This window comes from Streptomyces sp. NPDC005576, assembly GCF_042871745.1.
GTDB lineage: Bacteria > Actinomycetota > Actinomycetes > Streptomycetales > Streptomycetaceae > Streptomyces.
This window is the reverse complement of record NZ_JBIAJC010000015.1, coordinates 189378-211004: the sequence shown is the minus strand read 5'-3', so window position 1 is coordinate 211004 and position 21627 is coordinate 189378. Positions and strand designations below refer to the sequence as shown.

Genomic DNA, 21627 nt, shown 5'->3' with positions numbered 1-21627 from the left:
CTCTTTATGTGCGGTGGCTGTGCGGATGGGGAGAGAATGCAAATGAACATGCAGGATGCGGCGCAAGAGGCGGACAAGGCGCTCGATGCTACGTTTCGGGCGATTTACCCTGAAATTAATTGGACGCATGGTCCTACGACGGCAGGGAGTTGTGTTGTCTCGCGCCGGAGGACGGTCATGACCATCATCTCTAAAGAACGGCGTGGAAGTTTCCTAGGAGTCGTGGATCGATTCTGGCGGAAGGGTGGGTATCGCATTTTGGCGATCAATGACGATGATGTCTATCCGGCGATCTACGCAAAGACTGATGAAGGGTTTGATGTCAGTCTGAGTTTCGGTGGCTCGGGACAGGCGTTTTTTCGCGTCGACAGCCCGTGTGTTGAAAAGTCCGAAGTCGTAGATTCGAAGAGCAAGCCCAACACCCCCAGCTACGAAGGCATGGAGAACATCCCCCGCCCCAATATCCACTCCGACTTCTGGTCGGCTACGGGCGCGGTCGGCGCCACGGAACCCGCGAACCCCGCGACCTCGTGACGGATTGACCGCGCGAAGTCGGCTGCGGGCGCCACCTGAGCCAACTGCCGCGGCCCTAGCGCTGTTTGAGTCCTGCTTTGGGTCCTGGGGCCCATGCCGGGCGTGGAGCGGGTGTGGTCCTCTACGTGCGGTGGCTCTGCCTGCCGCCGCGCCCACTGACGAGCCGGGGGTCCCCACGTGTCTGGCAAACGAGAGCTTGCGGTTCCAGGAGGTGGTGCAACAGGCGCTTCGCGGGGTGCGGTCCGTGGTCTGAGCACGCCAAGGGCGTTACAGGCGGCGGTGATTCTCGTGCGCTTGGTGTTTGGGAGCACGGTCGTGGGCGTGATCAACGTGCTCGCCTTGGCGTCTTCGGTGGACGCCGTGGACGGGCAGTTGCTGGGAATGCTGCTGTATGCGGCTCTGCCGGGGGTCGCCGGTTTTGTGCTGTCGTTCTACGCGCGTATCTGCGGACGCGGGGTCTGGTTCGGGCTGGTAGCCGTGCATGTCTGGCTGGTGCTCGGGTCGTTGGCGACGTGGGGTACCGGGAGCTCGGGGAGTGCTGGTCCGGCCGGGCTTCCCGAACTGGTGATGCCTGTGGCTGTGGTGGTGCTGCTGTTACGGCCGGGGGTGCGGGGATGGTTCCGCGTGCCCAGGGCGGAGCGGGATGCGGAGCCGCGTTTCAGCGCGGTTCGGTGGTTCGCGGTTCGCCGGGACGGCGGGCAGAGCGCGATGGAGTACCTCGGCCTCGTCCTGATCGTTGCTGCTCTGGTCGGAGCGATCATGGCTACGACCATCGGTACTCAGCTCACCGGGGAAATGCGCAACGCCATCTGCCAGTTGACCGGCAGTTCATGTGCTTCGGCCGGCGGCGATGCCGTCGCCGGAGGAGAGGGCGGAGAGGGCGGAAACGGTCAGGGTGGGCCGGGTACGTCGGGCGGGTCGGTCGCGACCGGAGGCACGCAGGGTTCCACGGCGATCGGAGGCACGCAGGGCTCCACCGCGACCGGAGGCAGCTCGGCCACCTCCGGGAGCACCGCCGGTACGGAGAGCAGTACCAGCGCGAGCTCCGGGTCCACCGCTGGCGGCACCGACAGCGGCACCGGCACCGACAGCGGCACCACCGGCACCCCCCAGCGCGCGCAGGCCGCCCACCCCTCCGAGGCTTCCGGCACCACCGGCACCACCGGCGCGACCACCGGAACCGGCACCGACACCCACACCAGCTTCTTCCACGGGCTCGTGGTGGACGGTCTGGCGGGCGACCTCCGGGGCGCGGCCGGCACCGTACGGAACCCGCTGAAGAGTGTCGCCGGCCTCGTCGACCCGTGGTCCGGGGCGCCCGGCGGGGCCTCGGACGGCGGGGCCGGGGGCAAGTGGGCTGCCGGGGAGTATGTGGCGGCGGTCGGGGCGTGGGCCGACGCGTCCGGGGGTGTGGGGATCGGGGGCATGGGGTTACCCGGTTCCGGGTCCCGGGTGGCGGCGGCCGTCCGCGAGGACGAGCGACAGTACCTGGGTGACCGGATACCGGTGACCGCCTCGGCGGTCGGGCGCAAGGCGTGGTGGGACGGGCTGAGTCCCGCCGACCGCGCGAAGTACCTGGAGCTGTTCCCGGAGCGGATCGGGAATCTGGACGGGATACCGGCCGCCGTACGGGACCAGGCCAACAGGAAGAACCTCCAGAGCCTGATCGCCGAGCTGGCGGGCAAGGAGGACAAGAAGTCGAAGGCGATCCTCGAGGGGATGAGGGAGATCGACCGGCAGCTGAAGGAGGGCTCGCAGCCGCCGATGTTCCTGCTGGGGATCGGGTCCGAGGGCAACGGCCGGGCGATCGTGTCGTACGGGAACCCGGACCTCTCGCAGCACGTCTCGGCGTACGTGCCGGGGCTGAACACCTCGCTGGACAGGGAGTTCGCGGAGAACGACCTGAAGCGGGCGCGGGACACGGCGATCGGCGCGCAGGGGTACGAGGGGTCGAGCGCCGCGATCGTGTGGCTCGGGTACGACGCTCCGCAGTTGCCGGACAGCGACGGGGTGGCCGGGTACTTCGCCATCATGGGCACCGGCCGGGCGGAGAAGGGCGGGACGGCCTACAGCGACTTCTGGGGCGGCCTGACGGCGACCAACACCAACAAGGACCCGCACTTCACCGCGATCGGGCACTCGTACGGTTCCCGCACGGTGGGTGCCGCCACACAACGGGAGGGCGGGATTCCGGGAGTGGACGACATCATCCTGGTCGGTAGTCCGGGGGTGGGCGTGGACCGGGCGGTGGACCTCGGGGTCGGCGCTCGGCACGTTTTCGTCGGGGCCGCCGCGAACGACCCGGTGACCAAGTTGCCCTCCAAGACGCAGGCGCTCGTTGGCTCCCTGGGGCTGCTGGCCCTCGGTCCGGCCGGTGCGTACGTCGCGGGCGATCTCGCGGACCCGGGTGACGACGACCTCTGGTTCGGGAAGGACCCTGCGAGCAAGGCGTTCGGCGCCGTCCGTTTCCCGGTCGATCCCGGACCGCCGGTGATCAGCGGGCACGGCATCAGCGGTGAGGCGCACTCGCAGTACTTCGACCCGGTGCGGGACGCCATGTCGGCCGACGCCATCGCGCTGATTGTGTCGGGACACTCCAGCAATCTGAGGATCGAGGAACAGCGATGAGGCGCAGGCTCCGGACGACGGTCGCCACCCTGGCGCTCGGTCTCGCCCTGGCCGGCTGCGGTCGGCAGCAGGCGGGATCGGACGGCCCGACGACCGCAGGCACGAGTACGAGCACCACCAGCGACGAAGACACCACCAGCGACAGAGACACCACCAGCGACACCGACAGAGACGCGAACACCGACAGAGACGCGAACACCGACAGAGGAGCGGACACCGGCGGGAGCGCGAACACTGGCGAGAGCACGGACACCGGCGGAGGCACGGGGAGCCCCATGGGCGCGATGGACATGCAGGGGGCCGCAGAGCGGGCCGACTCGATGCTCGATCTGACCCTGAAGGCGATCGAGCCCGCGGTCCAGTGGGCCCACGGCCCCACCACGACGGGGAGTTGCGACGTGACGCGCCGGCGCACGGTGATGACGGTCATCGCGCCCGAGCGGCGTCAGGAGTTCCTGGACGTGGTGACGGAGTTCTGGCGTGAGCGCGAGTACCGGATCAAGGCCGTGAACAAGGACAAGGACTTCCCCGCGGTCTACGCGCAGGCCGAGGGGTTCGGTATCAGCGTGAGTGTCCGGGGCCAGGGTCAGGTGTTCTTCGAGGTGGACAGCCCGTGCGTGCGGAAGTCGGAGGTGGCGGACTCGGCGTCGAAGCCGAACGGCCCCACGTACGAGGGGGTCTACCCCTTGCCCAGGCCAAACGTGAAGTCCCCTCACTGGTCGGGGGGAGCGTCCTGAGGGGGCGTCAGTGACGCGCGTGCTTCGAACGATTCGTACACACCGTCGAAACGACCCTTGAACCGGGCCTCGGTGGGGGATGGTTGAGGGGTGCGGAAATACTGGGTGTTCGTCGGCGGTGGAATCGGGCTGTGCCTCTGCTTCGTGGGGCTCCTCGTTGTCGGGACGTACTCCGCCGCCGCGGGCATCGCCGGGGCGAGCGGGTCGGTCGGGCTGGTCAAGGGGGCGGTGCCCGCGCGCTACCAGCCGCTGGTGGAGAAGTGGGGCACCCTCTGCGCCGCGATCAACCCGGCGCTGCTCGCCGCGCAGCTCTACCAGGAGAGCGGCTGGAACCCGCGGGCGCAGAGCGCGGCGGCGGCCCAGGGGATCGCACAGTTCATCCCGGGTACCTGGGCCACGCACGGTCTCGACGGTGACGGTGACGGTGACCGGGACGTGTGGGACCCGGCGGACGCCATCCCTTCGGCCGCTTCGTACGACTGTGAGCTGGCCGGGTACGTGAAGGACGTGCCGGGCGACCCGACCGACAACATGCTCGCGTCCTACAACGCGGGTGCCTACCGGGTCATCCGGGCCGGCGGGGTGCCGGCGATCGCCGAGACGCAGAACTACGTCAAGATCATCCGTTCGCTGGAGAAGAGCTTTGCGAGGCCGGTCGGCCGGGTCGCGCCCTCCCAGCAGGCCGCCGGGGCGATCTACTACGCGCAGCAGAAATTGGGCACTCCCTACCTCTGGGGCGGCAACGGTACGGCCGAGCAGGGGGGCCGGTTCGACTGCTCCGGACTGACGCAGGCCGCGTACCGGAGCGTGGACATCGAGCTTCCCCGGGTCGCCAACGACCAGTACAACGCCGGGGCGCATCCCTCCCGGGACGAGCTGCTCCCCGGTGATCTGGTGTTTTTCTCCGACGATCTGACCAATTCGCGGGCCATCCACCACGTGGGGATCTACGTCGGTGGCGGCTACATGATCAACGCGCCGTACACCGGCGCGGTGATCCGGTTCGACAAGATCGACAGCCCTGACTACTTCGGTGCGACGCGGGTGACCAAGGACGGTGCGGCGGCGCTCCCCACCGCCTTCCCGCAGGCATGAGCGCCGAGCGCCGAGCGCCCAGCGGTGTGCGGCGAGCGCCGAGCGGCGTGCGGGGTGCGGGGTGCGGTGGGGGCAATGCGGTGGCGGGCGCCGGCCCGCGAGAGCGGGGGCAGGGGTGGCAGCGAGGATCGGGGGCAGGAGAGGGATGGCGGGCATGGGAACTCCCTGTGAAGCCTGGGCCGTGAGCTGCGACGATGAGTCACTCTTCGATAACGTCATGGTGATCATTCGGTGGAGGGCGGAACCGTCGCTACCGGAAGGCCGTTCCCTGGGTGGGGACGGCCCGCGCATCGACCACGCGCGATCGCCCGACCGTCGTCGCGTCCAAGGACGCGTCGACAGGTACGCGGTGTCGGATCGCACCGAATGCGGGGGTTCGACCACGGGCGGCGCGCATGGACGCGCGTCGCGGCAGCAGACAAGGCAAGGGGCCGCAGCAGATGGCTGGACTCGCACTCGATGGGTCGAACCCCGACGTCAGCCTGCTCTACGACATCAACGGGTGGGCCAAGTCCTCTCCCGCCTGGCTCGACAGCACCATGGAGTTCGTCGGTGAGTACGGGATCATGCTCGGCATGGTCCTGGTGGCCCTGTGGTGCTGGTGGAGCGTTCGCCGGCGCGGCACGGCCGAGGACTCGGTGACCGCGGTCACCGCGCTCGTCTGGGCACCGCTCGCCATGGGTATCGCCCTCCTCGTCAACATCCCCATCCGGGGGTTCGTGGAGCGCCCGCGTCCGTTCAAGGACCATCAAGGGCTCGATGTCCTCGTCGCGGGCAAGAACGACTTCTCCTTCGTCAGCGACCACGCCACGATGGCGATGGCGATGGCGGTCGGACTCTTCATGGCCGGTCGGAAGTTCGGATTCGTCGCGCTGGGCCTCGCGTTCGCCGAGGGTTTCTGCCGCGTCTGGATGGGCGTGCATTACCCGACCGACGTGATCGGCGGCCTCGCCCTGGGCACGGCTGTCACGCTCCTCCTCGCCCCGCCGGCCATGGCGTTGCTGACCCCGCTGGTGGCGGCCGTCTCCCGGTCGACCCGGGTGGGCTTCCTCGTGCGGTCGCGGCGGCCGGGATCCCCGGCCGGTGGGCTCGGCGGCACACTCGGAGTGCCCGAGCCGAGACCGGGCCGCGATGGCGGCACGGGCGGACAGGACCTCGCCGCCTGAGACCACATCAGGCGGGAGCCGGGACAGCGGGCACCACGCCCCTTCTGCCCACCACGGGCACACCACTCCACGGCGCACAACGACACGGATCAGCGGCTGTACGGCAGGGCGTCGGTTCCCCGGTGGGGGAGCCGACGCCCTGTTCCGTTTGGTCTCCGGTCAGGCGTCTTCGGTCACGGGGGCTGCGGTTACGGGGTCTGCGCTCATGGCATCTCCGGTCATGGCATCTCCGACCGCGGGGCCTTCGGTCACGGGGGCTGCGGTCACAGGTTTTCGGTCACGGTGTCTGCGGTCCGGCGAAGAGACGCGTGGGGTCGTACTGTTCGCGGAGCTTCCCGAGGCGGTCGGCGGAGGAGCCGAAGTAGGCGCGGCGCCAGTCGGTGAGCGTGGGGTCGGTGTAGTTCTGGTACGCCTCCCCGGACGCGTGGGGCCCCATCGACGCGTGGATGCTTTTCAGCCACCCCTGTGCGGCGGTGGCCGACGCCCCGGGCGCCTGCGGACCCCAGGCGGCGATGTACTGGGCGAGCATCCGGGAGTCGCGGTGCACGAAGGCGGTCGCGCCCCGGGCGACCCGGTTGACCGCTCCACCGAGGGCCGTGAGGATGACCGACCCCTTTCCGTCCTCGCCGGCGGGCTGCCGGGTGAACGCCTCGACACCACGGGTGAGGGCGCGCAGCCCCTCGGGCGGCAGCGAGCGGGTGAAGAAGTCGGAGGCCGCCGCGTACGTCTCACGCCCGAGGACGCCCTGGGTCGTGCGCCCCGGCGTCGTCCCGGGCAGATGGCACTGGTCGGCGGTGAGGCCCGCGCAGCCGGCGTAGGCCAGCATCGCTTCCTCGTAGCCGCGCCGGCGCAGGGACACGGTGGAGGCGGAGGAGCCCACGGCGTCGGCGAGCCGGTCCACCGCGTTCTGGAGGTCGCCGTAGGTGCCGAGGCTGAACGCCGAGAGCGTCACGGTCGGGTCGGCGCCGCCTGTTCCCGCCGAGAAGTGGAGGGAGGACCAGATCTCGTCCGGCTGGTCGGGCCCCCACTCCTGCCACGCGGCGAGCACCGCACCGGCCCGGGACCAAGGCCAGCCGAGGTTGCAGACGACGGTCTGCGGGGCGGGCGAGGTACGGAAGCGGAGCCGGGTGACGACGCCGAAGGAGCCGTTGCCCCCGCCGCGCAGCGCCCAGAAGAGGTCCTGGTTCCGGGTGGCGTCGGCGGTCAGGGTGCGGCCGTCCGCGGTGACCAGAGTGGCGGAGGTGAGGCTGTCGCAGGTCAGCCCGTACGCGCGGGAGGCCACGCCGTGGCCGCCGCCGAGGGTGAGGCCGGATATCCCGACCGTGGCACAGGAGCCGCCCGGGACGGTGAGGCCGTGGGCGCCGAGGCTCCGGTAGACGTCGCCGAGCCGGGCGCCCGCACCGATGGTGCCGTCCCGGTCGACGCCTCCGAGCGCCGAGACGTCGACGACCAGGCGCCCGGTGGCGGCCGAGAGGCCCGCATAGGAGTGGCCGCCGCTGCGTATCGCGACGGGGGTGCCGGTCGTACGGGCGAAGGCGAGGCACTCGCGTATGTCGTCCTCGTGCCGTACGTAGGCGACGGCCGCGGGCCGCTGGGTGTCGAAGCGGGTGTTGTAGAGCCGGCGGGCGGTGTCGTACGCGCCGTCCTCGGGCCGCACGAGGGTCCCGTCGAGGCCGCGGCCGAGCGCGGGCCAGTCCGCGGGGGCGCCGGAGGCGGACGCGGCGGGGGCGCTCGTCCGCCCGGGCGTGCTCCGGCCGGCGGTGGGGGGCGGGGCTCCGGTGGGCCCGGCGGCGGGGGCATCCGGGGAGGAGCAGGAGGCGAGGGCGGCGAGCGCCCCGGCGGCCAGGACGGTGCGCCGGGCGAGCGGCGGGACCGGCGCGGATACGGAGCTCGCGCGCCGGGCCCGGGGGACCACCGGGTCCGTGAGGTGCGGCTGGTTCATGGGACCTCCGGGGCACGGGGCGGCGGTGACACGTCCGGGCAGGGTTCCGGACGCTCGGTCGGACGAGCGGATTGCCTGGTGGGTGGGTTCGCCTGGCGGGGCTGGGATCGTCGGGCGGCTGTATTCGCCTGGCGGGGCTGGATCGCCTGGCTGGTGGGATCGCCGGGCGGGCAGGTCGCCGACGGGCGGGTCGCCGGGCGGGCGCGTCGGGATCCCGTCCGGCGGCAGTGGGTCCGGTCGACGGGTCAGGCCGAGGTCCGGTGGCGTTCGGCGTCGGTGCGGGCCAGGTCGCGTGAGCGGCGGGCGGGTCCGGACCAGCCGCAGGAGCAGCGCGCGATACAGAACGAACCGCGTTCGATGGTGCTCGCCGCATGGTTCTGAGCTGGGGGAACGGGCTCGGAGAGGGAGGCGGTGCCTGACGGGGGCCCGGTGCACACCGGGGTGCGCCGGGCAGGGTCAATAGCTTCCTGATGCACGTGCCCACGGTACTGGTGGGGCGGCCCGGACGGGAGGGGGTCCGGACCGCCCCGCCGCCGATCGGAGGGGGCCGGCGTGACGGGGGACGGCGACCGTCGTTAGGCGGGAAGGGCGAGGGCCCGGTTCCGGCGTGACGTCGTTGGGGGTTGGCAGGCGATGGTGGTGCGGCAGCACAGGTGCGAAGGCGCGGCACTGGCTGTCCGCGCGCTGGCCGTGGCGGGTGTGCTCGCGGTGCTGGCAGGCTGTTCCGGCGGTGGGAGCGGGACCGTCGCGGGTGCTCCGGCGGACGAGGCGCCCGGGCTGGTGCTCGACCGGGCGGCGGACGTGCTCGCCGAATCCGGTGGGGCGGAGACGAACACCTCGATGGAGACCTCGGCCGGTGGCACCCGTGTGACGATCCGGGGCCAGGGGGCGTACGACTTCCGCAAGCAGCTGGGCCACATCCGGGTGGTGCTGCCGAAGGACGCGGCCGGGTCGGACGAGCACCGGCCGATCACCGAGCTGCTGACGCCGGGCGCGCTGTACATGAAGAACCGGGGCGCCGGGGTCCCGGAGGACAAGTGGGTACGCATCGACACCACGGTCCTCGCGGACGGCAACCTCGTCACCGGAGGGGTCACCGACCCGATGGCCGCCGCCGAGCTGCTGCGCCAGGCCCGGGGCGTGACGTTCGTGGGGCGTACCGAGCTGGCGGGCATCGGGGTCCGCCACTACCGGGGGACCGCGGACATCGGCAGCGCGGCGGGGGCCGCCTCGCCGCTCTCCCGGGCGGCGCTGACGGCCGCGGCGGGTGGGTTCCGTACGCACGCGGTGCCCTTCGACGCCTACCTGGACGACGAGGGCCGGCTGCGGAAGGTCCGCCACCGCTTCACCTTCGCGGCCGAGGGGCCGGCGGTGACGGTGGTCTCGACCATGCTGCTGTACGGGTTCGGCGTGCCGGTCACCGTGGAGCTGCCGGACGGGGCGGACCTCTACACGGGCGAGATCAGGCAGAGCTGACGGCGATGACGGTGGCTATGACGGCGGCAGCGGCGACGGCAGTGACGACGGCAGTGACGACGACAGTGACGACGACAGTGACGACGACAGTGACGACGGCGGCAGCCGCGGAGGCACCCGCCCCGGCGGCACCCGCCCCGGCGGCACCCCGTGCGGCCGTGACGGCGAGGCGCCTCCGGGGCAGCCGCCGGTGGCTGAATTTCGACGCTGACGCTGCTGCCGGTGCTGTTGCTGGTGCTGTTGCCGGTGCGAACGGGTCGGTCGCCGGAAGGGTCGACCGGGCGCACGGGCGTTCGACGGGGGAGGGCAGTCCTCTTGGGAGGGGCCGAAATGGCCCGTCCGTGTCATGCGCGCGGCACTTGACGATCCCTACGCTTGGAGTCTGTGCGCCAAGGGCCGGCGACGGCAGAGAGAGGTGACGCAGGTGGTGACGCTCAGCGCTCCGAACGCGCAGGAATACGTGGCTCTCGCCGAGATCGAGCTCTGCGGCGAGTTGATGATCGCCGCATCGTCCAGCCCCGAGGACCGGCTCAGTCCGGACCGTATCGACGAGGTGCTCAACGCGGGCGAGCCGCCGGAGCGCCCCACATTCCCCGCCAATCCGAACGCAGGTCCTGACCCGGCTGGGCCGGGTTCCGTGTGTCACCTGTCACGCCGGGCAGCCCGGCCGGGCACCGCAGGCCCGCACGCCGGGTGACGGGCCGACCGGCGTGGGCCGGGCACCGCAGGCCCGCATGCCGGGTCACCGGCCCGGCCCGGCCAGGCCCCTACGGAACGGGCATCAGGTACGGAGCAGGCGGGCGATGGCCTTGGTGGCCTCCTCGACCTTCGCGTCGATCTCGTCCCCGCCCTTGACGGCGGCGTCGGCGACGCAGTGGCGGAGGTGTTCCTCCAGCAGTTGGAGCGCGAAGGACTGCAGCGCCTTGGTGGACGCCGAGACCTGGGTGAGTATGTCGATGCAGTAGGTGTCCTCGTCCACCATGCGCTGGAGGCCGCGGACCTGGCCCTCGATCCGGCGCAGGCGCTTGAGGTGCTCGTCCTTCTGGTGGTGGTAGCCGTGGATGCCCCGGTCGTGGTCGGTGACGATCCCGGCCGGCTGCCCGACGGGTCCCGGAGGAGTGGGTCCGGTCTGCCCGGTGGCCTCGGTGGTGGTCATGGGGGTCCTCCCGTTGTCTCGTACCCGTCGTGCCGACAGCAATGACGACGGGCACGGCCGGTGGTATTCCGGTGGCCGCACCCGCTTGGGCCGGCCCGTCCGCCGGATGCCGCCCGGGGCTTTCCCCGGGTTGTATACCCCGGGTGGGTATATGGTAACGAATCGAGCCGAAACGTGACCGGGGGGCCGTGCTGATCACGCTGATCGATGGGCGACACTGAAGAATGCCGGTTAGCCGTGGCCGGATGATGCGCCTAGCATCAGCCTGACCGAATCCAAAGCACCCCGAGGACCCCACGTGCGCTTTCGTCTGACCCCCAGGGAGACGAGCTTCTACGACATGTTCTCCGCATCAGCGGACAACATCGTCACGGGCTCGAAACTCCTGATGGAACTGCTCGGAGCGGACAGTTCCTCCCGAGCCGAGATCGCGGAGCGCATGCGGGCGGCGGAGCACGCCGGGGACGATGCCACCCACGCGATCTTCCACCAGCTGAACTCCTCCTTCATCACGCCGTTCGACCGCGAGGACATCTACAACCTCGCCTCGTCGCTCGACGACATCATGGACTTCATGGAGGAGGCCGTCGACCTGGTCGTTCTGTACCAGGTCGAAGAGCTCCCGAAGGGTGTCGAGCAGCAGATCGAGGTGCTGGCCAGGGCGGCGGAGCTGACCGCCGAGGCCATGCCGGGGCTGCGGACCATGGACAATCTCACCGAGTACTGGATCGAGGTCAACCGGCTGGAGAACCAGGCGGACCAGATCCACCGCAAGCTGCTCGCCCACCTCTTCAACGGCAAGTACGACGCCATGGAGGTGCTGAAGCTGAAGCAGATCGTGGACGTGCTGGAAGAGGCGGCCGACGCGTTCGAACACGTCGCCAACACGGTGGAGACCATCGCGGTCAAGGAGTCCTGACCCCAGTGGACACCTTTGCGCTGATCGTGACCGTTGGCGTCGCGCTCGGCTTCACCTATACGAACGGCTTCCACGACTCCGCGAACGCCATCGCCACCTCGGTCTCCACCCGGGCGCTGACCCCGCGGGCGGCTCTGGCGATGGCCGCGGTGATGAACCTGGCCGGTGCTTTCCTCGGACAGGGCGTCGCCAAGACGGTCAGTGAGGGGCTCATCGCCACGCCCGAGGGCCAGAAGGGGATGGGCATCCTCTTCGCGGCGCTGGTCGGCGCGATCATCTGGAACCTCGTCACCTGGTACTTCGGCCTGCCGTCCTCCTCCTCGCACGCGCTCTTCGGCGGCATGGTCGGTGCCGCGCTGGCCGGCGGGACGATGGTCCACTGGGACGGGGTGCTGGAGAAGATCGTCATCCCGATGTTCCTCTCCCCGGTCGTGGGCCTGGTCGTCGGTTACCTCTTCATGGTCGCGATCATGTGGATGTTCCGGAAGTCCAACCCGCACAAGGCCAAGCGCGGTTTCCGGATCGCGCAGACGATCTCGGCGGCGGCCATGGCGCTCGGCCACGGTCTCCAGGACGCCCAGAAGACGATGGGTATCGTCGTGATGGCCCTGGTCATCGCCGATGTCGAGGGTCCGAACGACGAGATCCCGGTCTGGGTCAAGATCGTTTGTGCGCTGATGCTCTCGCTCGGTACGTACGCGGGCGGCTGGCGCATCATGCGGACGCTCGGCCGGAAGATCATCGAGCTGGACCCGCCGCAGGGTTTCGCGGCCGAGATGACCGGCGCGTCGATCATGTTCGGTTCGTCGTTCCTCTTCCACGCCCCGATCTCCACCACGCACGTCATCACCTCCGCGATCATGGGTGTCGGCGCGACCAAGCGGGTCAACGCGGTCCGCTGGGGAGTCGCCAAGAACATCATCCTGGGCTGGTTCATTACCATGCCGGCGGCGGGGCTCGTCGCCGCCGCGAGCTACGGGATCGTGTACCTGCTCTTCGGCTGACGCACGTGACGGCTGACGCACGTGATGGCTGACGCACGTGATGGCTGACGCACGTGATGGCTGACGCACGTGACGGCTGACGCACGTGATGGCTGACGCACGTGATGGCTGATCCCCGAATCGCCCGACGCCCGCACCGACGGGTTCCGGATGTGGGGCCGCCCCCGTTCTCTTCGCAGAGAACGGGGGCGGCCCCTTTTCGCCTCACGGTGGCACCGCCATGCAGCACCGCGAGGCAGTTCGGGGTCCGCCGCCCGGAAGAGGTCCGGGCGGCGGAGGCCGGGCGGCTGCTTATCCGAAGCGGCCCGAGATGTAGTCCTCGGTGGCCTGGACCGACGGGTTGGCGAAGATCCGCTCCGTCTCGTCTATCTCGATGAGACGGCCCGGCTTGCCGACCGCGGCGAGGTTGAAGAAGGCGGTGCGGTCGGAGACGCGTGCCGCCTGCTGCATGTTGTGCGTCACGATGACGATGGTGAAGCGTTCCTTCAACTCGCTGATCAGGTCTTCGACCGCGAGGGTCGAGATCGGGTCGAGCGCGGAGCAGGGTTCGTCCATCAGCAGGACCTCGGGCTCGACCGCGATGGCGCGGGCGATGCAGAGGCGCTGCTGCTGACCGCCGGAGAGGCCGGAGCCCGGCTTGTTCAGGCGGTCCTTGACCTCGTTCCAGAGGTTGGCGCCCTGGAGGGACTTCTCCACGACGTCGCTCAGCTCGTTCTTGCGGTACTTGCCGTTCAGCTTCAGGCCCGCCGCGACGTTGTCGAAGATCGACATGGTGGGGAACGGGTTGGGGCGCTGGAAGACCATGCCGACCGTGCGGCGCACGGTGACCGGGTCGACGTTCGATCCGTACAGGTTCTCGTCGTCGAGCAGGACCTTGCCTTCGACGCGGCCACCGGGGGTGACCTCGTGCATCCGGTTCAGGGTCCGCAGGAAGGTGGACTTGCCACAGCCGGACGGGCCGATGAAGGCCGTCACGGAGCGGGGTTCGACGGTCATCGAGATGTCCTCGATGGCCTTGTGGCTGCCGTAGTAGGCGGTGAGGCCGCTGACGTCGATGCGCTTCGCCATCTGAATCACTGCTTCTTTCGTGGCCGCGGTCAGCGGCTGGTCTTCGGGGCCTTCCAGCGGGCGATACCGCGGGCCACCAGGTTGAGGATCATGACGAAGGCGATCAGGACCAGCGCAGCACCCCAGGCGCGGTCGTACGACGCCTCGGAACCGACCTTGTACTGCTCCCAGATGTAGTAGGGGAGCGAGGACTGCGGGCCGCTGAAGGGGTTGGTGTTGATCAGCTGGCTGCCGAAGACGAGCAGGATGATCGGCGCGGTCTCCCCGGCGACACGGGCGATGGCGAGCATGACACCCGTGGTGATGCCGCCGATCGCGGTCGGGAGGACCACCTTCAGGATGGTGCGCCACTTCGGGATGCCGAGGGCGAACGACGCCTCGCGCAGCTCGTTCGGGACGAGCTTGAGCATCTCCTCGGTGGAGCGGACCACGACCGGGATCATCAGGATCGACAGGGCGAGCGAGCCCATCAGGCCGGAGGGCCCGAGGTCGGCCATGAGCATGATCGAGAGGATGAAGAGGCCGGCGACGATGGAGGGGATGCCCGTCATGACGTCGACGAAGAAGGTGACCGCCTTGGCGAGCGCGCCCTTGCCGTACTCCACCAGGTAGATGGCGGTGAGCAGGCCGATCGGCGCGGAGATGACGGTGGCGATGCCGACCTGCTCCAGGGTGCCGATCAGTGCGTGGTAGACCCCGCCGCCGGGCTCGGTGGAGAGCACTCCGGCCATCGAGTGGCCGAGGAAGTACCCGTCGAGGACCTTCGCGCCCCGGGTCACCGTGGTCCAGAGCAGCGAGGCCAGCGGGACGATCGCGAGGATGAAGCAGACCCAGACGACGCTGGTCGCGAGGCGGTCCTTCGCCTGGCGCTGGTTCTCGACCACCGTGGTGGTCGCGTACGAGATCGCCAGGAAGAGCAGCGCGGCGATCAGGCCCCACTGGACGTGGCTGTCCAGGCCGGCCGCGGTGCCGACGGCGACGGCGAGGAGGATCGCGACGACGGCGAACCCGAGCGGTGCCCAGCGCGGGAGGGCGCGGCTGCTGAGGTTGCCGCCGGACGGCGTCGGACGGTCCTGGACGCCGGTCGATGCGTGGCTCATGCGTTGGCCCCCGAGTACTCCTTGCGGCGGGCGATGATGAGCCGGGCCGCGCCGTTGACCAGCAGGGTGAGCACGAAGAGGACGAGACCGGAGGCGATCAGGGCGTCACGCCCGAGCTGGGTGGCCTCGTCGAACTTCGCGGCGATGTTCTGGGCGAAGGTGCCGCCGCCCGGGTTGAGCAGGTGGAACGAGATGAGGAAGCTGGGCGAGAGGACCGTGGCGACGGCCATCGTCTCGCCGAGCGCGCGCCCGAGGCCGAGCATCGAGGCGGAGATCACGCCGGAGCGTCCGAAGGGCAGCACCGAGAGGCGGATGACCTCCCAGCGGGTGGCGCCGAGGGCCAGGGCGGCTTCCTCGTTCATCCGCGGGACCTGGAGGAAGACCTCGCGGCTGACGCTGGTCACGATCGGCAGGATCATGATCGCGAGCAGGATGCCGACGGTGAAGAGCGAGCGGGCGACGCCGACTTCGGTCTTCTCGAAGAGGTACGTCCAGCCGAAGTACTCGTCGAGCCAGAGGTTGAGGCCCTCCAGGTGCGGGACCAGGACGAGGGCGCCCCAGATGCCGTACACGATCGAGGGGACCGCCGCGAGCAGGTCGACCACGTAGGAGAGGGGGGCGGCCAGCTTGCGCGGCGCGTAGTGCGAGATGAAGAGGGCGATGCCGACGGCGACCGGGACCGCGATGACCATCGCGACGATCGAGCTGACGACCGTGCCGAAGAGCAGGACCGCGATGCCGAAGACCGGCGGGTCGCCGGCCGGGTTCCAGTCGAAGGTGGTGAGGAAGTTGCCCTCGTCCTTCGAGACGGCGAGTACGGCGCGGTAGGTGAGGAACACGGCGATGGACGCCATGATCACGAGAAGCAGGATGCCCGAACCCCGCGAGAGGCCCAGGAAGATCTTGTCGCCGGCGCGCCCGCTGGACTGGGCGGGGCGGCTCTGGCGGGCCGGCGGTGCCGGTGGGATGTCTATCGGTGTGGTGGAGGCCATGGTCTTTCCGGTCTGTGTGAGGGAGCTGAGCCCCCCTGGCGGCGGTGCACCGGATGGGAAAGCGCGGCGGCCGGCCGGTGGCGGACGCCCCTCGCGGGGCTGACCGCCCGGCCGGCCGCCGGTCGTTCATGTCCGTGCGGCCCGGTCCGGACGAGGGGCCGGGCCGCACGGGGTTCCGCCGGAGGCGGAGGGGTGTTCCGGGTGGTGTCCCGGGGTGTCGCGGGTGTTTACGAGAGGGCCGCGATGGTCTCGCGGACCTTCGTGTTGATCTCGGTCGGGATCGGCGCGTAACCGGCCTCGGTGAGGACCTTCTGGCCCGCGTCGGAGGCGGTGTAGGTCAGGAAGGACTTGACCGTCGGGAGGGTGTCGGCCTTGTTGCCGGTGTCGCAGACGACCTCGTACGTGACCAGGACGATCGGGTAGGCACCCTCGACCTTGGTGGTGTAGTCGAGGTCGAGCGCCAGGTCCTTGCCGGTGCCCTTGATCTTGGCGGCGGCGATGGCCGCGGAGGCGTTCTCCGGGGAGGCCTTGACCGGGGCGGAGGCGCCGGTGTTGATGTCGACGGTGGAGATCGACTGCGAGGAGGCGTAGGAGAGCTCGAAGTAACCGATCGCTCCGTCGACCTGCTTCACCTGGGCGGCGACGCCGGCGGAGCCGGTCGCGGCCTGGCCACCGGGGGCCGGCCACTTCTTCTCGGGCTCGTACTTCCAGTCGTCCGCGGCGGTGGCGGCGAGGTACTTGCCGAGGTTCTGCGTGGTGCCGGAGTCCTCGGAGCGGTGGAAGGGCTGGATCGCCTTGTCCGGCAGGTCGACGCCCGGGTTGAGCTTGGTGATGGCCGCGTCGTTCCACTTCTTGATCTTCGTGTCGAAGATCTTCGCGAGAGTGGGGGCGTCCAGCGTCAGGCTGTCGACACCTTCGAGGTGGAAGCCGATCGCGATCGGGCCGCCGACCATCGGGAGGTTGATGCCCTGGCCGGTCTTGCAGACCTTCTTCGAGTCGGCGACCTCTTCCGGCTTCAGCGCGGAGTCGGAGCCGGCGAAGCCGACGGTGCCCTGGTTGAAGGCGATGATGCCCTCACCGGAGGAGGAGGACTTGTAGTTGACCTCGACGCCGGAGCAGGCGGCCATGTAGTTCTTGACCCAGAGGTCCACGGCGTTCTTCTGCGCGCTGGAACCGGAGGCCAGCAGCTGGCCCTTGGCGCCGTCGCAGGAGATGTCGGACGCGGCCGCGGTGGCGGACTTGCTGCTGCCGCTGGTGGCCGAGTCGTTGCCGGTGTTGTCGTCCGAACCGCACGCCGTGAGGACCAGGGCGCTGGAGACGGCGAGGGCACCGAGCGCGGTGGCACGAAGCCGGTTCTTGCGCTGAAGCTTCACTTTTCGGGTGTTTCCTTCCAAGAGCCGCCGTGGTCTGAATGTTCTACGACGGCGTGCGATGAGGAGTGGTGTCTTGGCTGAGCGCCTCGCACCGTGTACGTCCGAAATTAGGCAGAACAGGTGAAGCGGCCTACGGGAGCGAGTGAACGGAAGGTGAACCGTGCGGGGCGGTGCGGGGTTGCGGGCTTTTGTGCCGCTCCGGGCACCGTTCGGCCGGCCCGCCGCGGCGAACGGGGGGCGCGCGGGGCGGCAGCCGGGAGCCCGGCCGGGGGCGTCCGGAAGCGCCGGACACCCCGGGACGTCAGGGACGTGGTACCCGAGGCACCCACGGCATCAGGAGTCCGGCACCCGAGGCATCAGCCACCGGGCCACGGGGCGCGTCAGGCGTCCGGCCGGGCGGCGAGCATCGCGTCGAGCGGTATGCGGTCCGCGGGGCGGGTCAGCCGGTCGCGGGCGGCGGCGGGCGGGAGCCAGGCGACGCGGTCCACCTCGTCGTTGGGGACGAAGGCTCCGCCCGTGGCGGGGGCCTCCCAGTAGAAGACCTCCTTGGGGTGCCCGTTCGCCTCGTACCGCAGCGTCGGCAGCGCGACGCCGGGCTCGCAGTGGTGGCCGGTCTCCTCCAGCACCTCGCGCACCGCCGCGTCCCGTGCGCTCTCGCCGCGCTTCAGCTTCCCCTTGGGGTGCGACCAGTCGTCGTACCGGGGCCGGTGCACGAGGCAGACCTCGAGGCCGCCGTCGTACGGGGAACGGCGCCAGAGAACGCAGCCGGCGGCGAGCACCGGGCCGGGCGCGCTCATGGGACCGCCACGGCCGCAGCGTACGGCCAGGTCTCGCGGAACACGCAGCGGGCGGCGTCGACCTCGTGGCGCTGGTCGGCGTGGAGCACGCCGAGGGCGTACGCGGTGGCCGGGGCGATGCGGGGGGTGCGGGCTGCTGCCGACGCGGCCGAGGCGGCCTCGGAGGCCTCCCGGTGCAGGTCGAGGGCGCGTTCCGGACCGGCGAGTACCGGGTCGGGGGTGCCGGCCACGACCTCGTGGGCGTACCGGTGCAGGCGGAGCAGCAGCCGGATCTGCTGCCAGTGCGCGTCGTGCGCCTCGTTGTAGACATCCGCGGCTTCGCCCGGCGGGAGGGCCGCGACGGCGCCGAGCAACTGCTGGCGGGCGCGTTCGGCCGGGTCGAGGAGGGTTTCGGCGGCGGGGGCGCCGGCCCCGGCGGTCAGCGGCACCTCGGAGGCGAGGAGCGCGACGGCGTCGGCGACCGCGTGGAAGCGGGAGGAGCCGAGCGCCTGGAGCGCGGCGGAGTGGGCGCGGGTGCGGGCCAGGGTGAGCTGGCGTTCCAGCAGCGCTCCGGCGCGGGCGGCGCCGACGTCCAGGGCCGCCCGGTCGGTGGTGGCGCCGCCGGTTCCGGTGCCGCCGGCCTTGCCGGTGCGGGCGGCCGGGAGGTGGGCGCCGGACAGCCGGTGGAGCGCTTCGAGGAGCCGCAGGAGCCGGGTGGAGCAGTCGTGCTCGCGGGCGAGGGTGCCGGAGAGCCAGGCCAGCTCGGCGCGGAGCTGGTCGGCCCAGCCGGGATCGAGCAGCCCCTTGAAGGTGTGCAGCGACCCGCTGATGCGGCGCGCCGACCGGCGCAGCGAGCGGGCGGCCTCGTCCGCGCCGCGGCTGCCGGAGTCCGTGGGGGCGCTCTGCTCACGGTGCAGGCGCAGGCTCCGCAGGAAGTCGGCCGCCTGCGCGCGGAGGTAGGGCGCCAGTACCGCCTCGGCGGTCAGTGCCGTGGCGGTACCGGGCGTCTGCTGGTCAGGGCGTCGCACGCCTGCGCCTCCGTGCATCAATGAGCATTTCCTGTACGTGCCGCAGGGGGCGGCCGTCCGCGTCGGTGGAGTGCCGGGTCCATTCGCCGTCGGGACCCAGGTGCCACGACGAGGTCGTGTCGGCCATGCCGGTCTCCAGGAGCCGGCTGAGCGCGGCGCGGTGGGCGGGGTCGGTGACCCGGACCAGGGCTTCGATCCGGCGGTCGAGGTTGCGGTGCATCATGTCGGCGCTGCCGAACCAGACCTCGGGTTCGCCTCCGTTGCCGAAGGAGAAGAGCCGTGAGTGTTCGAGGAAGCGGCCGAGTATCGACCGGACCCGGACGTTCTCGGAGAGGCCCGGGACCCCGGGGCGGATCGCGCAGATGCCGCGTACCCAGATGTCCACCGGGACGCCCGCCTGGGAGGCCCGGTAGCAGGCGTCGATGATCGCCTCGTCCACCATGGAGTTGACCTTGAAACGGACGTAGGCGGGGCGCCCGGCGCGGTGGTGGGCGATCTCCTTGTTGACGCGGGCGACGAGCCCGTCGCGGAGCGACTTGGGGGCGACGAGCAGCCGGCGGTAGGTCTCGCGGCGGGAGTAGCCGGAGAGCCGGTTGAAGAGGTCGGAGAGGTCCGCGCCGACCTGCGGGTCGGCGGTGAGCAGGCCGATGTCCTCGTAGAGCCGGGCCGTCTTGGGGTGGTAGTTGCCGGTGCCCACGTGGGAGTAGCGGCGCAGGGTGTCGCCCTCCTGGCGGACGACGAGCGACAGCTTGCAGTGGGTCTTCAGCCCGACGAGGCCGTAGACGACGTGGCAGCCGGCCTCTTCCAGCTTGCGGGCCCACTTGATGTTGGCCTGTTCGTCGAAGCGGGCCTTGATCTCGACGAGGACGAGGACCTGCTTGCCGGACTCGGCGGCGTCGATCAGGGCGTCGACTATCGGTGAGTCGCCGGAGGTGCGGTAGAGCGTCTGCTTGATCGCCAGCACGTCCGGGTCGCCCGCCGCCTGCTCCAGGAACGCCTGGACGGAGGTGGAGAAGGAGTCGTACGGGTGGTGGAGCAGCACGTCCCGTTCGCGGAGCGCGGCGAAGACGTCCGGCGCGGACGCGGACTCGACCTCGGCGAGGTCGCGGTGGGTGCCGGCGATGAATTTGGGGTACTTCAGCTCCTGCCGGTCCAGCGACGCTATGCCGAAGAGCCCGGTGAGGTCGAGCGGGCCGGGCAGCGGGTAGACCTCGGCGTCGGTGACCTTCAGCTCGCGGACCAGCAGGTCGAGGACGTAGGGGTCGATGGACTCCTCGACCTCCAGGCGGACCGGCGGGCCGAAGCGGCGCCGCATGAGCTCCTTCTCCAGCGCCTGGAGGAGGTTCTCGGCGTCGTCCTCCTCGACCTCCAGGTCCTCGTTCCGGGTGACCCGGAACATGTGGTGGGCGAGCACCTCCATGCCCGGGAAGAGCTCTTCGAGGTGGGCGGCGATGACGTCCTCGATGGGCACGTACCGCTGCGGGGACGCCTCCAGGAAGCGGGTGAGCAGCGGCGGCACCTTGACCCGGGCGAAGTGGCGGTGGCCGCTGACCGGGTTGCGTACGACGACGGCGAGGTTGAGCGAGAGGCCGGAGATGTACGGGAAGGGGTGCGCCGGGTCCACCGCGAGCGGGGTGAGTACGGGGAAGACGCGCTGGCGGAAGAAGGTGAAGAGGCGGGCCTGTTCCTTCTCCGTCAGGTCGGGCCAGCGGATCAGCTGGACGCCTTCGTCGGAGAGGGCCGGGGCGATGTCCTGCTGGTAGCAGGCGGCGTGCCGGGCCATGAGCTCGCGGGAGCGGGTCCAGATCTGCTCCAGGACCTCACGGGGCTGGAGCCCGGACGCGGAGCGGGTGGCGACGCCGGTGGCGATGCGGCGCTTGAGGCCGGCGACCCGGACCATGAAGAACTCGTCCAGGTTCGACGCGAAGATGGCGAGGAAGTTGGTCCGTTCGAGGAGGGGGGTGGCCGGGTCCTCCGCCAGCTCCAGAACGCGTTCGTTGAATGCGAGCCAACTGCGTTCCCGGTCGAGGAAGCGGTTCGCGGGGAGACCGCCGCCGTCACGGCCCGGCTCGTAGGAGTCGGCGTCGGCGTCGAGGCCGGGGGCCAGGTCCGCGGTGGTGGAGAACCCCGACGAGCCCGACGAGCCCTTGGACACCGCCGGCGGGCGGTGCGCGGCGAGGGACCCGGCCGACGGCTGGGCCGGAGGGGTGGACGAGGCGGCGGGCTGGACCGGTACATCGGCGCTGGGCTGCTGGCTCATGGACCCATTCTTCCCGCTGAATGGCCCAGTGGGCGCGTCGGAGCGGGGAAAGATCGCGGAAGGTCCGGGAGGGCGCTGAGGCTTTCCGTTGCGGGGGGCGGGCACAGCTGGCTGCATTCCGAGAGACTCGCAAGCGAGTCTGAATGGACGGTAACGGTGACATGACATGCAGGAAGCGGTGTGGACGCGGAGTGGTGACCCGGACCGCCACCCGCAGGGCCCCACCCCGGGGCGCTCGCGTGGGGCGCTCACCTGCCCGTAGGCGCCCCCTTGGGGCTCCGGGGCCACGGAGCGCCCGCGTTCTCCGGTCGCCGGGAAGGCGTACCGCCGCGCCGTCCCGGGCCCGGGGAGAACGCGTCACCCCGCCCCGTCC

19 protein-coding genes are annotated in these 21627 nt (G+C 70.6%); 9 read left to right on the top strand and 10 right to left on the bottom strand.

The genetic code is table 11. The annotated features are described in order from the left end of the window. Window positions 1–42 precede the first annotated feature (42 nt). From ACFYPN_RS26460 to ACFYPN_RS26440, 5 genes are all read left to right on the top strand, one after another. Entirely contained in the window at window positions 43–534 is a 492-nt protein-coding gene (locus ACFYPN_RS26460; protein WP_389301512.1) for a hypothetical protein, read from the top strand. 795 nt (window positions 535–1329) lie between these two features. Beyond that, window positions 1330–3162: an alpha/beta hydrolase gene (locus ACFYPN_RS26455; RefSeq protein WP_389301559.1), complete on the top strand. Its 1833-nt coding sequence runs from the start codon at window positions 1330–1332 to the stop codon at window positions 3160–3162. Continuing rightward, on the top strand, window positions 3159–3899 hold the full coding sequence (locus ACFYPN_RS26450) for a hypothetical protein (protein WP_389301509.1): 741 nt from the start codon (window positions 3159–3161) through the stop codon (window positions 3897–3899). Before ACFYPN_RS26455 ends, ACFYPN_RS26450 begins: the two co-directional genes overlap by 4 nt. Window positions 3900–4004: 105 nt before the next feature. Beyond that, window positions 4005–4994: an NlpC/P60 family protein gene (locus ACFYPN_RS26445; protein ID WP_389301557.1), complete on the top strand. Its 990-nt coding sequence runs from the start codon at window positions 4005–4007 to the stop codon at window positions 4992–4994. Window positions 4995–5434: 440 nt separating this feature from the next. Then, a complete protein-coding gene (locus ACFYPN_RS26440) occupies window positions 5435–6160 on the top strand; it encodes a phosphatase PAP2 family protein (protein ID WP_358759176.1) in 726 nt (241 codons plus the stop codon). Between the two features lie 277 nt (window positions 6161–6437). Here ACFYPN_RS26440 and ACFYPN_RS26435 read toward each other — a convergent pair whose 3' ends face one another. Further along, on the bottom strand, window positions 6438–8102 hold the full coding sequence (locus tag ACFYPN_RS26435) for an FAD-binding oxidoreductase (RefSeq protein ID WP_389301505.1): 1665 nt from the start codon (window positions 8100–8102) through the stop codon (window positions 6438–6440). Window positions 8103–8347: 245 nt separating this feature from the next. Next, window positions 8348–8539: a hypothetical protein gene (locus ACFYPN_RS26430; RefSeq protein WP_389301554.1), complete on the bottom strand. Its 192-nt coding sequence runs from the start codon at window positions 8537–8539 to the stop codon at window positions 8348–8350. Window positions 8540–8735: 196 nt separating this feature from the next. Between ACFYPN_RS26430 and ACFYPN_RS26425 the strand changes: the two genes are divergently transcribed. Both ACFYPN_RS26425 and ACFYPN_RS26420 read left to right on the top strand, forming a co-directional pair. After that, a complete protein-coding gene (locus ACFYPN_RS26425) occupies window positions 8736–9578 on the top strand; it encodes a hypothetical protein (RefSeq protein WP_358759179.1) in 843 nt (280 codons plus the stop codon). 424 nt (window positions 9579–10002) lie between these two features. Continuing rightward, window positions 10003–10275, top strand: a complete 273-nt coding sequence (locus tag ACFYPN_RS26420; protein ID WP_389301502.1) for a hypothetical protein — start codon at window positions 10003–10005, stop codon at window positions 10273–10275. Window positions 10276–10359: 84 nt separating this feature from the next. On the opposite strand, the gene ACFYPN_RS26415 is transcribed toward ACFYPN_RS26420, so the two are convergent. Continuing rightward, window positions 10360–10734, bottom strand: coding sequence for a metal-sensitive transcriptional regulator (locus tag ACFYPN_RS26415; RefSeq protein ID WP_358759183.1), 375 nt, complete (start codon window positions 10732–10734; stop codon window positions 10360–10362). 298 nt (window positions 10735–11032) lie between these two features. On the opposite strand from ACFYPN_RS26415, the gene ACFYPN_RS26410 reads away from it, so the two are divergent. Continuing rightward, window positions 11033–11653 (top strand): DUF47 family protein, encoded by a 621-nt coding sequence (locus tag ACFYPN_RS26410; protein ID WP_358759184.1) that lies wholly within the window; start codon window positions 11033–11035, stop codon window positions 11651–11653. Window positions 11654–11658: 5 nt separating this feature from the next. Next, window positions 11659–12657 (top strand): inorganic phosphate transporter, encoded by a 999-nt coding sequence (locus ACFYPN_RS26405; RefSeq protein ID WP_358759186.1) that lies wholly within the window; start codon window positions 11659–11661, stop codon window positions 12655–12657. A 291-nt stretch (window positions 12658–12948) separates the two neighbouring features. Here the strand turns inward: ACFYPN_RS26405 and pstB are convergent, their stop codons facing one another. The 7 genes from pstB to ACFYPN_RS26370 form a co-directional block, all read right to left on the bottom strand. Continuing rightward, window positions 12949–13725 (bottom strand): phosphate ABC transporter ATP-binding protein PstB, encoded by a 777-nt coding sequence (gene pstB / locus ACFYPN_RS26400; RefSeq protein ID WP_389301498.1) that lies wholly within the window; start codon window positions 13723–13725, stop codon window positions 12949–12951. A gap of 29 nt (window positions 13726–13754) precedes the next feature. Continuing rightward, window positions 13755–14825, bottom strand: a complete 1071-nt coding sequence (pstA, locus tag ACFYPN_RS26395) for a phosphate ABC transporter permease PstA (protein WP_358759190.1) — start codon at window positions 14823–14825, stop codon at window positions 13755–13757. Continuing rightward, window positions 14822–15817, bottom strand: a complete 996-nt coding sequence (gene pstC, locus ACFYPN_RS26390; RefSeq protein ID WP_358759192.1) for a phosphate ABC transporter permease subunit PstC — start codon at window positions 15815–15817, stop codon at window positions 14822–14824. The genes pstA and pstC overlap by 4 nt, the downstream gene beginning before the upstream one ends. Window positions 15818–16044: 227 nt before the next feature. Next, window positions 16045–17190, bottom strand: a complete 1146-nt coding sequence (gene pstS, locus ACFYPN_RS26385) for a phosphate ABC transporter substrate-binding protein PstS (protein ID WP_358759194.1) — start codon at window positions 17188–17190, stop codon at window positions 16045–16047. Window positions 17191–17570: 380 nt separating this feature from the next. Continuing rightward, window positions 17571–17987, bottom strand: a complete 417-nt coding sequence (locus ACFYPN_RS26380; RefSeq protein ID WP_358759196.1) for an NUDIX hydrolase — start codon at window positions 17985–17987, stop codon at window positions 17571–17573. After that, window positions 17984–18994, bottom strand: coding sequence for a CHAD domain-containing protein (locus ACFYPN_RS26375; RefSeq protein ID WP_389301494.1), 1011 nt, complete (start codon window positions 18992–18994; stop codon window positions 17984–17986). The genes ACFYPN_RS26380 and ACFYPN_RS26375 overlap by 4 nt, the downstream gene beginning before the upstream one ends. After that, window positions 18981–21254 (bottom strand): RNA degradosome polyphosphate kinase, encoded by a 2274-nt coding sequence (locus tag ACFYPN_RS26370; RefSeq protein ID WP_358759200.1) that lies wholly within the window; start codon window positions 21252–21254, stop codon window positions 18981–18983. Before ACFYPN_RS26370 ends, ACFYPN_RS26375 begins: the two co-directional genes overlap by 14 nt. Between the last annotated feature and the right edge of the window lie 373 nt (window positions 21255–21627).

Coding starts and splice junctions, on each gene's coding strand:
- ACFYPN_RS26440 (WP_358759176.1), top strand. CDS start 5,435: ATGGCTGGACTCGCACTCGATGGGTCGAACCCCGACGTCAGCCTGCTC.
- pstA (WP_358759190.1), bottom strand. CDS start 14,825: ATGAGCCACGCATCGACCGGCGTCCAGGACCGTCCGACGCCGTCCGGC.
- ACFYPN_RS26460 (WP_389301512.1), top strand. CDS start 43: ATGAACATGCAGGATGCGGCGCAAGAGGCGGACAAGGCGCTCGATGCT.
- ACFYPN_RS26425 (WP_358759179.1), top strand. CDS start 8,736: ATGGTGGTGCGGCAGCACAGGTGCGAAGGCGCGGCACTGGCTGTCCGC.
- ACFYPN_RS26380 (WP_358759196.1), bottom strand. CDS start 17,987: ATGAGCGCGCCCGGCCCGGTGCTCGCCGCCGGCTGCGTTCTCTGGCGC.
- ACFYPN_RS26450 (WP_389301509.1), top strand. CDS start 3,159: ATGAGGCGCAGGCTCCGGACGACGGTCGCCACCCTGGCGCTCGGTCTC.
- ACFYPN_RS26455 (WP_389301559.1), top strand. CDS start 1,330: ATGCGCAACGCCATCTGCCAGTTGACCGGCAGTTCATGTGCTTCGGCC.
- ACFYPN_RS26435 (WP_389301505.1), bottom strand. CDS start 8,102: ATGAACCAGCCGCACCTCACGGACCCGGTGGTCCCCCGGGCCCGGCGC.
- pstC (WP_358759192.1), bottom strand. CDS start 15,817: ATGGCCTCCACCACACCGATAGACATCCCACCGGCACCGCCGGCCCGC.
- ACFYPN_RS26370 (WP_358759200.1), bottom strand. CDS start 21,254: ATGAGCCAGCAGCCCAGCGCCGATGTACCGGTCCAGCCCGCCGCCTCG.
- pstB (WP_389301498.1), bottom strand. CDS start 13,725: ATGGCGAAGCGCATCGACGTCAGCGGCCTCACCGCCTACTACGGCAGC.
- ACFYPN_RS26415 (WP_358759183.1), bottom strand. CDS start 10,734: ATGACCACCACCGAGGCCACCGGGCAGACCGGACCCACTCCTCCGGGA.